Consider the following 15,056-nt stretch of genomic DNA (forward strand, 5'->3'; position numbering starts at 1 on the left):
TATACCCTACATTTTTTTGTAATGGTATATTTAGTTAGTAGAAATATATAATATCCAATTAAAAAAACAATAATCTAACTTTAATATCTCCTATGCAAGACATAGAAAACATTGAGCTAACCTACTTAAGTTTAGATGATTATCAAGAACTTAAAGAAGTAATGATTGCTTCTTACACTACTATGCCTAATAGTTATTGGAAAGAATCGCAAATCAACACCTTAATCAGACTTTTTCCAGAAGGACAAGTAGTAATAAAAATAAATAATCAGATTGCAGGTTGTGCCTTATCTATAATTATTGATTATGGTCAATTTGATGAAAAAAACACCTATAAAGAACTAACAGGAAATTATACCTTTAGTACACACACCAATAAAGGTGATGTTTTATATGGTATTGAAGTATTTATTAAGCCTGAATTTAGAGGAATGCGTTTGGGTAGAAGGCTTTATGATTATAGAAAAGAACTCTGCGAACGTTTGAATTTAAGAGGCATTGCTTTTGGTGGTCGTATTCCTAATTATCATAAATACAAAGATAAATTAACACCAAAAGAATATCTTACTAAAGTAAAACAAAAAGAAATTCAAGATCCTGTTTTGAATTTTCAAATTTCAAATGATTTTCATCCTACTAAAATTTTAAAAAACTATTTAGAAGACGATAAAGATTCTGATGCTTATGCCGTTCTGTTGGAATGGGACAACATTTATTTTGAAAAACAACAAAAAAAGGCCAGTATCGTAAAAAAAATTGTAAGGTTAGGACTTATTCAATGGCAAATGCGTCCATATAAAAATTTAGATGAATTGTTACATCAAGCCGAATTTTTTATTGATGCTGTATCAGGATATCGCTCAGACTTTGCATTATTTCCAGAGTTTTTTAACGCCCCATTAATGGCTGACAACAACCACTTACCAACCCCAGAAGCTATTAGAGAGTTGGCAAAGTATACAGATGCCATTATTCAGAAATTCTCTTCTTTGGCTATTTCTTATAATATTAATATTATTTCAGGTAGCCTACCAGAAGTAAGAGATGAAAAGTTATATAATGTTGGTTATTTATGTCGTAGAGATGGAACTGTTGAACGTTATGAAAAACTACATGTAACTCCTGACGAAGCTAAAGTTTGGGGAATGGTTGGTGGCAATCAATTAAAAACCTTTGACACCGATTGTGGTAAAATAGGAATTTTAATTTGTTATGATGTTGAATTTCCCGAATTAAGTAGGTTATTAGCAGATGAAGGTATGGATATTCTATTTGTTCCTTTTTTAACAGATACTCAAAATGGTTATTCGAGAGTACGTAATTGTGCACAAGCCAGAGCTATTGAAAATGAGTGCTATGTAGCCATTGCTGGTAGTGTTGGTAATTTGCCAAAAGTACATAATATGGACATTCAATTTGCTCAATCTATGGTATTTACACCTTGTGATTTTGCCTTTCCAACAAATGGTATAAAAGCAGAGGCTACACAAAACTCTGAGATGATTTTAATAGCCGATGTTGATATTGATTTGTTAAGAGAACTACATCAATTTGGTAGTGTAAAAAACTTAAAAGATAGACGGAAAGATCTTTTTGAATTGAGAAAAAAATAAAGAATTAGTTTATAGTTTCTTTGTTTGCAATTTGTAAAAAAAATGTCAAATTCAAAACTCTAATTTGATAACAAATAATATACATTTATGATAGAAAGTCAAACTTTTAAAAAAATAAATTACACCAATAAACCTTTATTAAAAGACGAATATGAAGATTGTACTTTTATTGATTGCTTATTTTCAAATACAGACCTCTCCTCTATTTCTTTTATTGATTGTGAATTTATAGATTGTGATTTAAGTTCTGCTAAAATTTATGAAACCATTTTTAATGGAGTACAATTTACCAATTGCAAATTATTAGGCCTACCATTTAACACTGCTAACCAATTTACATTGATAGCAACATTTAAAAATTGTCAATTAGATTTTGCTTCTTTTTACCAACGCAAATTAAAAAATCAAAAGTTTACCAACTGTAGTTTAAAAGAAGTAGATTTTTCTTTAGCTGAGATAGTCAATGTTCAATTTAACAATTGCAATTTAGAAAATGCTAGCTTTGAAAATACCAACCTTGAAAAAGCCAATTTTACAACAGCTTATAATTACACTATTGATCCTGAAAAAAACAAGATAAAAGGAGCTAAATTTGCTAAGGATGGTATAGTTGGATTACTTACAAAATACAGAATTGAGATAGAATAAAATTAATTATAATATACTTATTGAGCTTAATAATCAATAATTTTTTTGCTTCTCAAATCTCTACATCATTCACCCCTTTTTGTATGCTAAGTTTAATAGTCATTATTAAATGTGTCAACAATTTATCAATACAAACTAATTAAAAATAAAATAGCAACCTTGAAGTGAGTGACTAGTGCTTTTTATAGGAAACGTTGTTGTACGTTGGCATTATTCAATTATGTTTATTATTCGGTTCATTTCTTTAAAGACTAATTCGATATCATTTTTAGTAGTTCTCCAATTCACAAATGATACTCTAATTCCTTTTTGGTCATTGTAAAGTGTTGGTGTCATAAATACTTTTCCCGTTTTGTTTAATTGGGTTAAAAAACTGTCGATATTTTCTTTGTTCCGATTGTTACTTATATTAAAAACAATGTTGTTCAACCTTACTGGTGCTAGTAACTTAAAGTTTTCAGACTCCTTTATTTTACTTCCAAAATATTTTGCTAAATCAATTGCGTTTTCTACAATATTCTTATACCCTTCTTTTCCATAGGCTCTTAAGGAAAACCAAGCAGGTAATGCCTTTAAACGCCTTGAATTTTCAGGAAGAAAATTAAGATAATTAAAGTTTTCCATTGGGTTTCCAAGATAGGGTGCATTAGAGTTTTGAAAACTTTCAACTTGTAATGAACTATGTTCTTCTTTTATTAAAAACACAGCACTTTCATAGGGTACATTTAACCATTTGTGACAATCAATAGTTATACTATCAGAATGTCCCCAGTCTTTTACAAAATGATTATAAGTATCTGAACAAGCTGCAAAACCACCAAAAGCAGCATCTGTGTGCCACCAAAAATTATACTTTTTCTTTAGTTTCTTTATGGCATTAAAATTATCAAAATCAACCGTATTTACTGTTCCTGCACTTGATATAAGAATAAATGGTTGACCGTTTAATGTTTTTATTTTCGATTCTAAATCATCAATCGAAATGGCTTCTCTATTTCCTTCTATTGTGTTTACTTTTATAATATTATTACTGCCAATACCTAATAAAGCAAGTGATTTTAAAGCAGAAGAATGTGGTGTCGCTGTTAGGACATTTATTTTTTCAGTAATACCTTCTTTTGCAAAATCTTTACCATAATTTTTTCCAAACCACTGTCTCGCTACTGCTAAACACGTAAAATTAGACATAGTAGCACCTGTTACAAAACCACCAACAAAAGATTTAGGTAAATTAAATAGGTCTAAAATTAATTGAATAGTTTCTAATTCAATATTTGCAGAAATGTCTCCTTCTCCATTTATTGCTTGTGGATTCTGATCGTAGATTGTTGCTAACCAATCTCCCATTATAGATGCTGGTGTAGAACCACCAATAACATAACCCCAGAATCTAGGTCCAGAAGATGATACTATTGTAGGTTCGAACGTTTCGTTGAATAATTGTAAAGTATTACGAGCACCAAGACCTTTTGAATCTAGATTTATTAATTCAGCTTTGTGAACATTTGCTGAAGTTTTTCGCTCATCTATTTTGTTTAAATATTCTATTCCTTGCTTTTTTACAAGCTCAAGAAGAGATTCAATTTCTAATAAATCAGTTTGTAGAGTTTTATTCATTTTTTAGCTTGTTGCCCAACAATTATATAAACGCAATAGTTTATACATTACTAAAGATATATAAAAACGATTAAAAATACAAGACTCTATAATTACCCTTTCTTTAACCCCATTTCTTCAGCTTTTTTTAACATAAATGCATAAGCTTCATCATAATCATTCTTTATATCACCTTCTAAAATAGCTTCTTTAATAGCTTCTTTTAAAGTACCTATTTCCCTACATGGCTTTAAATTAAAAGTATCCATAATTAATTCGCCTGTAATAGGAGGTTGAAAATTACGTACTTGGTCACGTTCTTCTACATCCGCTATTTTTTCACGTACTTTTTTAAAATTATTGAGGTATTTTTTCTTCTTTTTCGGATTTTGTGTTGTAATATCTGCTTCGCAATGCGTCATTAAATCGTCAATATCTTCTCCTGCATCAAAAATTAATCGTCTTACTGCAGAATCTGTTACATCTTCTGCTAATATTACAGGTCTAGAACTTAACAATACCAATTTCTGAACGTATTTCATTTTTTCATTCAATGGCATTTTTAGGCGTTTAAACAATTTATATACCATCTTAGAGCCTACAAACTCATGCCCATGAAATGTCCATCCTATTTTTTTATCAAAACGTTTGGTTGGTGCTTTCCCTATATCATGTAAAAGAGCGGTCCATCGTAACCACAAATTATCTGTATGTTCTGAAATATTATCAACCACTTGTAATGTATGGTAAAAATTGTCTTTATGGCGTTGCCCCTTCTCTTCTGCTACACCTTTTAACGCTGTTAATTCTGGTAAAAACCGTTGTAATAAGTTAGTGTCTTCTAAAAGTTTAAATCCAATAGATGGTTTCTTTGACATTAAAATTTTATGCAATTCTTCAACAATACGCTCTTTGGTAATAATATCAATTCGTGCAGCATTTTTAGTAATAGCACTTAACGATTCTTTTTCAATTGTAAAATTTAATTGTGTTGCAAATCGAATAGCTCGCATCATTCGTAAAGGATCATCAGAATACGTAATATCTGGATTTAACGGCGTTCTAATAATTCCGTTTTTTAAATCTTCTAAACCATTAAATGGATCTAATAAATCTCCATAATTTTCTTTATTTAGACTAAATGCCATTGCATTTATTGTAAAATCACGTCTATTTTGGTCGTCTTGTAATGTACCTTCTGCTACTTCCGGATTTCTACTCTCCTTAACATAACTTTCTTTTCTAGCCCCTACAAATTCTACCTCAACATCTTCAAATCGAAGCATGGCAGTACCATACGTTTTAAATATTTGAACTTTTGGTGTGTTAGGTACTAATTGAGCTACTTTTTTAGCCAATTCTATTCCACTACCAACAGTTACAATATCAATATCTTTTGCACCACTATCTCTGTTTAATAAGAAATCACGTACAAAGCCTCCAATAACATAACTTTTTAACCCTAATTGTGCTGATGCGTTTGAAATAATTTGAAATATATCTGATGTTATAGCTTGTTTGTAGTTATTCAATGTTATATTGTATTAATTTGTTTACTATTATTTCGTTCTGGTCGAAACTTTTTAAACTAAAGTACTTTTAGAAAAATCACTTTTTTAATGACACTAATTTATAATTATCAATCTCGAATAATTTGCAAAGTTCCCTCTTCTAAAATTTTGATAATTCTTGATGGTTTATCCATTATTTTATCTCGATCCAAATTTACCACATAATCAACAGCCTCCAAAATTGATTTGTCAATTTCTTTAAAAGATTTAGGGGTAGAAAAATTGCTAATATTTGCAGAAGTAGAAACAATTGGTTTTCCGAATTTAGCAATTAATGTTTTACAAAAATTATGATTTACAATTCTAATAGCAATTGTATTGTCATGAGCTATTGCGTTTTTTGCCAACCCTTTAGGATTGCTATACACAATGGTAGTTGGCCTATTTGAGCTACTAAGTATTTTATCAACCTGATTTGGAAATTGTGCTATATAATTTTTAAGCATTTCTATTCCATCTACAAGAATAACTAAACTTTTACTCTCTTCACGTTCTTTGATTTTAAAAATTTTAGCAACAGCAGTTTTATTTGTAGCATCACAGCCTATACCCCAAACAGTGTCTGTTGGATAAACTATTAATCCGCCTTGTTTTAAAACGTGTAGTGTTTTTTGTAGTTCTGCTTCCATCATAATTTTAAATGCAAAGTTAGTATTAGTTTTACACATTGTATAAATTTTTGTATTATTGGTAAAATTAGAAGCATCAATTTGAAATATTTTACCGATTTGAAATGCTTTTACAATCCTTATTTTTCTTGTAGTATATGGTTAAAAAAATAAAGGTTTTCGCAAAACGCAAAACACGAAAGATATTTGAAAGTTTTTATTCTAAAAAAGATATAGACCGTTTAGGAGATAAAAATTTTGTTATTATCTCTAATAATTGTTGGGGAGGAGAGGTTTATAAATGGTACAAAAGACCCTATAATTCTCCTTTTATAGGATTGTTTTTATATGGACCTTGTTATTTAAAATTACTTTCTAACTTTCATTATTACATCCGTAAAGAACTAAAATTTGTAGAATCGTCTAAATACCCAGATAGACCAATAACATATCCATTAGCTTTACTTGGTGATATTGAAATTCATTTTACTCATTACGATAGTATTGATGAAGCTAGAACAAAATGGACGCGTAGAACATCAAGAATGCTAGAAGAGAAAAATTTTGATAATTATTATTTTAAAATTTGTGATCGAGAAAGAGTTACCAAAAAACATTTATTAGATTTTCATGAATTACCACATAAAAACAAAGTTTCATTTGCCTTAAATGATATTCCAGAATTATTAGGTAAAAATCATATTAAGGTAAATGAATCTCAAAAAAATAGGAATCATGTACCAAACGGAAAAAAAATGTTTAAGTTAACTTTTTTGTATTTCGATTTAAATAGTTGGTTGGTTGGCTAAAAATCTATTTAACTGTTGTTGTGTTGTTTAAAACTTGTCTATAAACTTCTAAATATTCAGATGCTGCTGTATTCCAACTAAAATTAGATGCTCGTTTTTTATAGTTGAGTTCGTAATCTTCTCTATTATTTTCAAAAATATCCATTCCTTTTGTAAAGACATCTGCCATGTATTTTGGATCAAAATGTTCCCAATAAAATGCATAATCACCACCAATTTCAGGTAACGATGTTTTATGAGCCAAAAACACAGGTTTTCCAAAACTCATAGCCTCTATAGGAGGAATACCAAAGCCTTCACGTAAAGATGGAAATACAAAAGCCAAACAGTTCTGTAAATAATAATATTTATCTTTTTCAGATATTTTACCCGTTACATACACTCGGTTTTCTAATTTATATTTGGCAATTAATTTTTGAATTGTTTCTGCATATTCCGTTGAATTTTTGCCCGATATTATTAAATTTATTTTTGGTAAAAATTGCAACATTTCAACTAAAGTATGAAAGTTTTTACGTTCATTTATTTCTCCAATGGTAAATAAAAATGGATTTTTTAAAACAACATTATTAGGTTTATAATTTTCTGGAATATCAACTTTACCTATTGTATTACCATTATAAATAACATATTCAGGTACATTCGGAACATCAAAATAGTTATGTGTAGCTTCTTTTGCGAAATTAGAAATGTAAACTATAGCATTAGATCTTGCTAATTTTTCTTTAAACCTTATATTACGAATATGATTCATATCACTTGACACTTCATGCACAAAATTAACATCATGTACAGTTAATATATAAGGAATATCATAATAAGGTTCTATAACAATATTTTGATTAAGAGAATGCCATAAATCATATTTTTTTCTAATTGCAAATTGGTTATATCGCCTAAATGAAAAGTATTTTTTATACTTAAAATAATCACCAAATTCAGTTTTTAAAGCTCCCGTATCTTTGGCATGAAGTATTATTTTTAAATCTTTAGCTTTAGCTGCATACAACCCTTTTATCAAATGATAATTGAATTGCCCAAAGCCAAAGTATAAATTTTTTACATTGTGTGATTCTAAGAAAACTTCTTTCAAAATAGTAATAGTTAATAGTGACTGAGGTATTTTATTCTACAAAACTCTAAATTATAGTATGTATTTTAAAACAACTTTACTGGGCAACACAACAGTTTAAGAATAACTAATTTTAACCTGATCACTTTTTAGCAAGTAATATTTTATAATATCTAACAAAGATATGTAAATTAGCCTCATATTATTAAGTTTACAAAATGAAAGACATATCTATTATAATAAGTACCTATAATTCAGAAGCGTATTTAGAATTAGTGTTGTATGGTTATAATTATCAAACCCTAAATAATTTTGAAGTTGTTATTGCTGATGATGGTTCTAGAGCATCTACTAAAGAATTAATTGAAAATTTTAAAAAAATTGCTAAATACCCTATAAAACACGTATGGCATGAAGATAATGGATTTCAAAAATCACAAATTTTAAATAAAGCTATTGTCAATTGTAGTTGCGATTATATAATCATGTCAGATGGAGATTGTATTCCAAGAAAAGATTTTGTAGAAACTCACCATCACCACAAAGAAGATGGTTATTTTCTTTCTGGAGGTTACTTTATGTTACCCATGAGCATCTCAAAAATTATAACAAAAGAATCTATAGAAAAAGGTGAATGCTTTGATTTAAAATGGTTAAAATCTAAAGGACTAAAATCTTCCTTTAAAAACAATAAGTTGAATTCAAAAGGTTCTAAAGCAAAATTACTTAATTCGATAACTCCAACAAAAGCAACATGGAATGGGCACAATGCATCTGGTTGGAAAAAAGATATATTAACAGTTAATGGATTTGACGAACGCATGCAATATGGAGGACAAGACAGAGAATTAGGCGAACGTCTTGTAAATTTAGGTTTAAAATCTAAACAGATTAGATATAGTGCTGTAGTAATTCATTTAGACCACCCTAGAGGATATAAAACAAAAGAATCTATTAATAAAAACTTAAAAATAAGAGAAAATACAAGAAATAGCAAAGTGATAAAAACTCCTTTTGGAATTGAAAAATTATAACAATTTTTAACATGTATAAAAGGTATTTCTTAATTTGTGATGCATAAAAAAACTATTAAAATAGTTAAAGTAACAACTCAATACCAACTCTAAAAGGTGACGTTTTTCAATTAAAATTCTCTATAATTTAACAACAATATACAAATTAAAATTTTATTCTTTTTAAAACAGGTTTAACAGCTATAGTTACTATTTTTGCCAAATGAATTTTCATATAAACCAACAATTCAAATCATTACAAACTGACTTAGATGAAATTATTTCAAATTTCAATTCTTTTGATGTTGGTTTTGGTACTGGAAATAGAAATAGTGTAAAAAAAATTGACCTTCCTACGTTAAAAATTGTTGTTAAATCCTTTAAAATTCCAATTTTAATAAATCAGATTGTTTATAAATATTTTAGAAAATCGAAAGCCAAAAGATCTTTTGAATATGCTAATAAACTTTCTGAATTAAAAATTAATACTCCAACACCCATTGCTTATCTTGAAAACTTTTCTTGGTTTGGATTGCAAAAAAGTTTCTATATCTGTGAATTTTTAGATTACGATTTAACCTATAGGGAATTGATACACCAACCTGATTACCCAAATTATGAAAATATTTTAAAAGCCTTTACTAGATTTACTTTTGAACTACATCAAAAAGGTGTATTATTTTTAGATCATTCACCCGGAAACACTCTCATTGTTAAAGATCAAAACACCTATCATTTTTATTTGGTAGATTTAAACAGAATGAAATTTAAAGAGTTATCTTTTGAAGAGCGAATGAAAAATTTTTCACGCTTAACTCCAAAAAAAGAAATGATTGAAATAATGAGTAAAGAATATGCTAAATTATACAACAAACCTTTTGATTTAGTTTATGAAAAAATGTGGTTTTACACGATAAAATTTCAATATAAATTTTATCGTAAAAAACGATTTAAACGCTGGCTAAAAAAAAGTCGTTAAAAGCAAATCTAAAACCATTCAATCACGCTAAGTAAAATAATATCTTTAATTGTTTACAAAAACATTTGTTTTTAAAAAAGAGTCAAGTTTTTCAGTAAAAAGTGACGGTTTAAATTTTAAGTAAAGGGTTTGAGATGCTTTTTTTAATTGTTTTTTTGACATCGATTCATTCTGATAATAATCATTTAAATGTACCGCCATATTTGCTTTATTAGCATTAAAAGTTTCCCAACTAATTTTTTTTATCCAAGGAGAAAAGATACTAAATGTTGGTACATTAAGTGCTTTTGCCATATTCACTGCACCTCCCTCATTACCCACTAGAGCATCACAATGATATAGTATTCCTAAAAAGGACCGTAGGGAAGGTTCAAAAATATCGAACCTAATTTTAGCTTTTAATTCAGGCGAACACAACGCGTATAACTCTTCTGCCAATTTTAACTGCGAGGGCATATAATTAAATAAAATAATAACCTCTCCTTTTTTAGAAATTGCATCCATTACCTCAGCCATATATTGTAAAGGATATGATTTTATCTCACTACTACCAAGAATACTAATCATAACAAGAGGTTTTGAAAAAGAAACACCCTTACTTTCCAACCTTAATTTTGCTTCTAAAATTTCACTTTCGGTTAAAAATATTTTCGGAGGAAATTCAGCTGGATTAAATTCTGGTACAATAGGCTTTAAGAGTTGTAACCGATGTTCAATGGCAAGCCCCATAGAAGAATGTTTAATTCTTAAAGGTTTAAGAGTATGAGTATAAATAAAACTCGAATACCATTTAAAATGAGAAATTTTAACATTAGCTCCTGAAAACAAACTAATTAATGCACTCTCTATCTTTCCATATACATCAATTACAACATCATACTTATTTTTAGAAATACTTTTTAAAAAAAGATAGAATGCCCATTTACTATCCCTATATTCTTTCTTAAAAAATACTACCCTATCAATATTAGGATTATTTACCACAACTCCTTCAGTATTTTCATTTATTAAATAATGAATCTCCGTCTCTGGTAAATACTTTTTAACATAGGCACATAACATTGTACTGGTTAGTACATCGCCAATCATTTTTTGTTGAATAATTAGTATTTTCTTCATAAAAAGTTTACAAACACTTCTTACTAAATGCTCATCAAACTTTTTATACAGCTACATCATATTCGCGTAAAGCATCATTTAAAGAAGTTTTTTTATTAGTACTTTCTTTTCTTTTTCCTATTATTAAAGCACAAGGCACATTATAATCACCTGCTTTAAAAGATTTAGTATAACTTCCTGGAATTACCACAGACCCGGCAGGAACAATACCTTTAGAAATTATAGGTTTATCACCTGTAACATCAATAATTTTAGTACTCATTGTTAGTACTACATTTGCCCCTAAAACAGCTTCCTTCTCTACACGAACTCCTTCTACTACAATACATCTAGACCCAATAAAACAATCATCTTCTATAATAACTGGAGCTGCTTGTAATGGTTCTAATACACCACCAATACCTACCCCTCCACTTAAATGTACATTTTTACCAATTTGAGCACAACTACCAACTGTAGCCCATGTATCTACCATAGTTCCTTCATCTACATAAGCTCCAATATTTACATAACTAGGCATTAATATTGTTCCTTTAGAAATATAAGCTCCATGACGTGCAACAGCATTTGGCACAACTCTAATTTCTTTTTCTTTATACCCTCTTTTTAAAGGAATTTTATCATGATACTCGAAAATACCAGCTTCTAAAACTTCCATATTTTGAATTGGGAAATACAAAACTACCGCCTTTTTAACCCATTCGTTAACTTGCCACCCTGTTGAAGTTGGTTCTGCTACACGTAATTTTCCTTCATCCAATAGTGTAACTACTTCTCTTATTGTTTTTTGTGTAGACTCTTCTTTTAGCAGATCTCGATTATCCCAAGCAGCTTCAATATTTTTTTTTAATTCAGTCATTTCTTCTTCTTAAATATTTAATTTTTTCTATATAATTACTTTATTACCAACACTTCCGTGTAAAGTGATATAAATCAATACATTAACTTCAATATTCTTTTAACAAAATACAATGTAACTAAATACACATTTATTAAGGCAAATATAAGCCGTTCATTTAAAATCGACATCATTTTAATCGTTTATAACATAAACGCTATTTTTGTATAAAATTTAACCTGGAACATGGCTCGTATATTAGCAATAGATTTTGGTAAAAAAAGAACAGGAATTGCCGTTACTGACGAACTACAACTAATTGCTTCTGGTCTTACAACCGTTGCTACTCATAACTTTTTTGACTTTTTAGCAGATTATTTAAAGAAAGAAAAAGTAGAACTTTTTTTAATTGGAGAACCCAAACAAATGAACAATCAGGTTTCTGAAAGTGAAGCTCTCATTATTCCTTTTATAAATAGATTGGTAAAGTTGTATCCTTCCATTCCTATTAAGAGAATTGACGAACGTTTTACTTCTAAAATGGCGTTTCAAACGATGATTGACAGCGGTCTCAAAAAAAAACAACGACAAAATAAAGCATTAATTGACGAAATTAGTGCAACAATTATTTTACAATCGTATCTTTACAACCTCAAAAATTAAATTTACAAATGGTATTACCAATAGTTGCATATGGAGATCCTGTTTTGAGAAAAATAGGTGAAGAAATAGATAAAGATTATCCTAATTTAAGTGAGCTTATACAAAATATGAAAGACACTATGAAAAATGCTCGTGGTGTTGGGTTAGCAGCTCCTCAAATTGGAAAAGCAATTCGATTATTTATTGTTGACACTTCTCCTTTTAGTGAAGATGATGAGTTGTCTATAGAAGAACAAAATTTCTTAAAAAACTTTAAAAAAGTATTTATAAATGCAAAAATTATAAGTGAAGAAGGTAACGAATGGGCATTTGCTGAAGGCTGTTTAAGTATTCCTAATATTAACGAGGATGTTTTTAGAAATGAAAGATTAACAATTGAATATTTTGATGAAAACTTCAAAAAACATACTGAAAATCTTGATGGATTAGCGGCTCGAGTAGTTCAGCATGAGTACGATCATATTGAAGGCATTTTATTTACAGACAAACTCTCTTCATTAAAGAAAAGATTACTAAAAAAGAAATTAAATAACATAAGTAAGGGAAATATCGATGTTGATTACAGAATGAGATTCCCAAAAAAATAAATTTTATATGACTTTAGAAAAAATTGTTGCCATTACTGGTAAACCAGGATTGTATCAAATTGTATCTCAAACCAAAGGTGGATTGCTAGTACAATCACTAACCGATAAAAAAAGAATTCCTATTAATGCCATGCAAAATGTAAGTGTGTTAAATGATATAGCCATTTATACATACGATGATGAAGTACCATTAAGAGAGGTATTTAAAACTATTGCTGAAAAATTAAACAATAAAGAAGCATTAAGCCACAAAGAAAGTAATGATAAACTAAAAGCATTTTTTAGCGAAGTTTTACCTAATTATGATGAAGAAAGGGTTTACACTTCTAATATTAAAAAAGTAATTCAATGGTATAACGTACTTGCCTTAGCTGAGTTTGATTTTTCTACTATAAAAGAAGGAGCTTCTAGCGAAGAAGAATAGCTTTATGTGAACTGGTTTCCGTTGCTCTGATTTGGTAAATATAACCGCGTATTTAATACAAATAGAATTGAGTTGGCGTATTTTTAATTAAACGTATAAAGTTGCTGTGAATTCAAAAATATCAGTAATTTAAAAATTAAATAATTTTGTCTAGAAAAGAACAATTAGCAGCATTTAATCGTTTATTGGACATTATGGATGAGCTCCGTGAAAAATGCCCTTGGGATAAAAAACAAACGATACAATCATTACGGCATTTAACCATAGAAGAAACGTACGAATTAGGAGATGCCATTCTTGATAATGATTTACAAGAAGTAAAAAAAGAATTAGGTGATCTTTTGCTTCATATTGTTTTTTATGCAAAAATTGGATCTGAAACCGACGCCTTTGATATTGCCGATGTGGCCAATAGTATTTCAGATAAACTGATTCATAGACATCCTCATATTTACGGAGACATTGATGTAAAAGATGAAAAAGAAGTAAAAGAGAACTGGGAAAAACTTAAACTTAAAGAAGGTAATAAAAGTGTTTTAGAAGGTGTACCTAAAAGTTTACCTGCCGTAGTAAAAGCCAATAGAATACAAGATAAAGTAGCTGGTGTTGGTTTTGACTGGGAAGAGCCACATCAGGTTTTTGACAAAGTAAAAGAAGAAATTTTAGAACTAGAAACTGAAATAAAAAAAGGTAATACCAATGCTATTGAAAGTGAATTTGGCGATGTGCTTTTTTCATTAATTAATTACGCTCGTTTTATCAAGGTAAACCCGGAAAATGCCTTAGAAAAAACCAATAAAAAATTTATAAAACGATTTCAATTTTTAGAAAATGCTGCCAAAAAAGAAGGGAAAGAACTTTCTGATATGACCTTAGCTGAAATGGACGTGATTTGGGAAAAGTCCAAAACCTTTTTTAAATAATATGCTTGCCTTTTTTAGCTATAGTATATATCTTTAGGTCTTTAGTGACCTCTAACATATCTGGCCATTTCTTTTGGAATGATAAGTTAATATTATATGTTAAATTATATACTTTAAGTATATCATCTAATTTTTTCTTTTTCAATTTTGCTATCTTATATTTTCTAAGATATAAATTTACTGGTGCTGTAGCGAATATAATTATTCCTACTCCAATAGCTAAAATTACAATCATAACCGCCAAACTATAACGCCCATGAATGTATGGATCTTCCATAAATTTTAACCAATATGTATCAACCAAAAATATTCCCAAAAACAAGCATGCAATACCAATAGAGAGAAAAATAATAAAATGACCTATAGTATCAACCTTTGTCAGTTCAACTAACTTTAACTCAATATTATTTTCTAAAATTTTTTCTTCTAAAACTTTATCAAATTTTATACTATCGCAAGTTTTATCAAATTCAGGTTTTTTTTGTGTAATACCACAGTAAACACCTGACATAAAATTATTTTGTTGATGCTCACATAAAAGACAATGTTCAGTTTTCTTAATCATATTGGCTAAACTCAAAAATAATCAAAAA

16 protein-coding genes are annotated in these 15,056 nt (G+C 28.8%); 9 read left to right on the plus strand and 7 right to left on the minus strand.

What is annotated here, in order from left to right:
- The first annotated feature begins 92 nt into the window (after positions 1 to 92).
- The gene (locus tag EGM88_RS06905) at positions 93 to 1,613 is read left to right on the plus strand and encodes a bifunctional GNAT family N-acetyltransferase/carbon-nitrogen hydrolase family protein (RefSeq protein ID WP_123897250.1); all 1,521 of its coding nucleotides are present in this window, start codon (positions 93 to 95) and stop codon (positions 1,611 to 1,613) included.
- 87 nt (positions 1,614 to 1,700) lie between these two features.
- The gene (locus EGM88_RS06910) at positions 1,701 to 2,261 is read left to right on the plus strand and encodes a pentapeptide repeat-containing protein (RefSeq protein WP_123897251.1); all 561 of its coding nucleotides are present in this window, start codon (positions 1,701 to 1,703) and stop codon (positions 2,259 to 2,261) included.
- A gap of 210 nt (positions 2,262 to 2,471) precedes the next feature.
- On the opposite strand, the gene EGM88_RS06915 is transcribed toward EGM88_RS06910, so the two are convergent.
- The 3 genes from EGM88_RS06915 to EGM88_RS06925 all read right to left on the minus strand — a co-directional run bounded on the left by EGM88_RS06915 (position 2,472) and on the right by EGM88_RS06925 (position 6,096).
- Complete coding sequence (locus EGM88_RS06915) at positions 2,472 to 3,878, minus strand: pyridoxal phosphate-dependent decarboxylase family protein (RefSeq protein ID WP_123897252.1); 1,407 nt, start codon at positions 3,876 to 3,878, stop codon at positions 2,472 to 2,474.
- A gap of 92 nt (positions 3,879 to 3,970) precedes the next feature.
- Positions 3,971 to 5,395, minus strand: a complete 1,425-nt coding sequence (locus EGM88_RS06920) for a CCA tRNA nucleotidyltransferase (RefSeq protein ID WP_123897253.1) — start codon at positions 5,393 to 5,395, stop codon at positions 3,971 to 3,973.
- 101 nt (positions 5,396 to 5,496) lie between these two features.
- Positions 5,497 to 6,096 carry an L-threonylcarbamoyladenylate synthase gene (locus EGM88_RS06925; RefSeq protein WP_238988399.1) on the minus strand — a complete coding sequence of 200 codons (600 nt, stop codon included), beginning with the start codon at positions 6,094 to 6,096 and terminating at the stop codon, positions 5,497 to 5,499.
- A 98-nt stretch (positions 6,097 to 6,194) separates the two neighbouring features.
- On the opposite strand from EGM88_RS06925, the gene EGM88_RS06930 reads away from it, so the two are divergent.
- Positions 6,195 to 6,845, plus strand: a complete 651-nt coding sequence (locus EGM88_RS06930; RefSeq protein WP_123897254.1) for a DUF1919 domain-containing protein — start codon at positions 6,195 to 6,197, stop codon at positions 6,843 to 6,845.
- Positions 6,846 to 6,849: 4 nt separating this feature from the next.
- Here EGM88_RS06930 and EGM88_RS06935 read toward each other — a convergent pair whose 3' ends face one another.
- Positions 6,850 to 7,938 (minus strand): glycosyltransferase family 4 protein, encoded by a 1,089-nt coding sequence (locus tag EGM88_RS06935; RefSeq protein WP_123897255.1) that lies wholly within the window; start codon positions 7,936 to 7,938, stop codon positions 6,850 to 6,852.
- Between the two features lie 197 nt (positions 7,939 to 8,135).
- Here EGM88_RS06935 and EGM88_RS06940 point away from each other — a divergent pair, with 197 nt between their 5' ends.
- Entirely contained in the window at positions 8,136 to 8,951 is an 816-nt protein-coding gene (locus EGM88_RS06940) for a glycosyltransferase family 2 protein (protein WP_123897256.1), read from the plus strand.
- Positions 8,952 to 9,153: 202 nt separating this feature from the next.
- Positions 9,154 to 9,909, plus strand: coding sequence for a lipopolysaccharide kinase InaA family protein (locus EGM88_RS06945; protein ID WP_123897257.1), 756 nt, complete (start codon positions 9,154 to 9,156; stop codon positions 9,907 to 9,909).
- A gap of 45 nt (positions 9,910 to 9,954) precedes the next feature.
- On the opposite strand, the gene EGM88_RS06950 is transcribed toward EGM88_RS06945, so the two are convergent.
- Positions 9,955 to 11,028, minus strand: coding sequence for a glycosyltransferase family 9 protein (locus EGM88_RS06950; RefSeq protein ID WP_123897258.1), 1,074 nt, complete (start codon positions 11,026 to 11,028; stop codon positions 9,955 to 9,957).
- 43 nt (positions 11,029 to 11,071) lie between these two features.
- Entirely contained in the window at positions 11,072 to 11,887 is an 816-nt protein-coding gene (locus EGM88_RS06955) for a 2,3,4,5-tetrahydropyridine-2,6-dicarboxylate N-succinyltransferase (RefSeq protein WP_123897259.1), read from the minus strand.
- 225 nt (positions 11,888 to 12,112) lie between these two features.
- On the opposite strand from EGM88_RS06955, the gene ruvX reads away from it, so the two are divergent.
- From ruvX to mazG, 4 genes are all read left to right on the plus strand, one after another.
- Positions 12,113 to 12,529, plus strand: a complete 417-nt coding sequence (gene ruvX / locus EGM88_RS06960) for a Holliday junction resolvase RuvX (RefSeq protein WP_123897260.1) — start codon at positions 12,113 to 12,115, stop codon at positions 12,527 to 12,529.
- Positions 12,530 to 12,537: 8 nt separating this feature from the next.
- On the plus strand, positions 12,538 to 13,116 hold the full coding sequence (def, locus tag EGM88_RS06965; RefSeq protein ID WP_123897261.1) for a peptide deformylase: 579 nt from the start codon (positions 12,538 to 12,540) through the stop codon (positions 13,114 to 13,116).
- Between the two features lie 7 nt (positions 13,117 to 13,123).
- Positions 13,124 to 13,540 carry a DUF5606 family protein gene (locus EGM88_RS06970; RefSeq protein WP_123897262.1) on the plus strand — a complete coding sequence of 139 codons (417 nt, stop codon included), beginning with the start codon at positions 13,124 to 13,126 and terminating at the stop codon, positions 13,538 to 13,540.
- Positions 13,541 to 13,683: 143 nt separating this feature from the next.
- Positions 13,684 to 14,463: a nucleoside triphosphate pyrophosphohydrolase gene (mazG, locus tag EGM88_RS06975; protein ID WP_123897263.1), complete on the plus strand. Its 780-nt coding sequence runs from the start codon at positions 13,684 to 13,686 to the stop codon at positions 14,461 to 14,463.
- On the opposite strand, the gene EGM88_RS06980 is transcribed toward mazG, so the two are convergent.
- A complete protein-coding gene (locus EGM88_RS06980) occupies positions 14,456 to 15,043 on the minus strand; it encodes a hypothetical protein (protein WP_123897264.1) in 588 nt (195 codons plus the stop codon). The two genes, mazG and EGM88_RS06980, sit on opposite strands and share 8 nt — an antisense overlap.
- Positions 15,044 to 15,056: the final 13 nt, after the last annotated feature.

This window comes from Aureibaculum marinum, assembly GCF_003813905.1.
Classification (GTDB): Bacteria; Bacteroidota; Bacteroidia; order Flavobacteriales; family Flavobacteriaceae; genus Aureibaculum; species Aureibaculum marinum.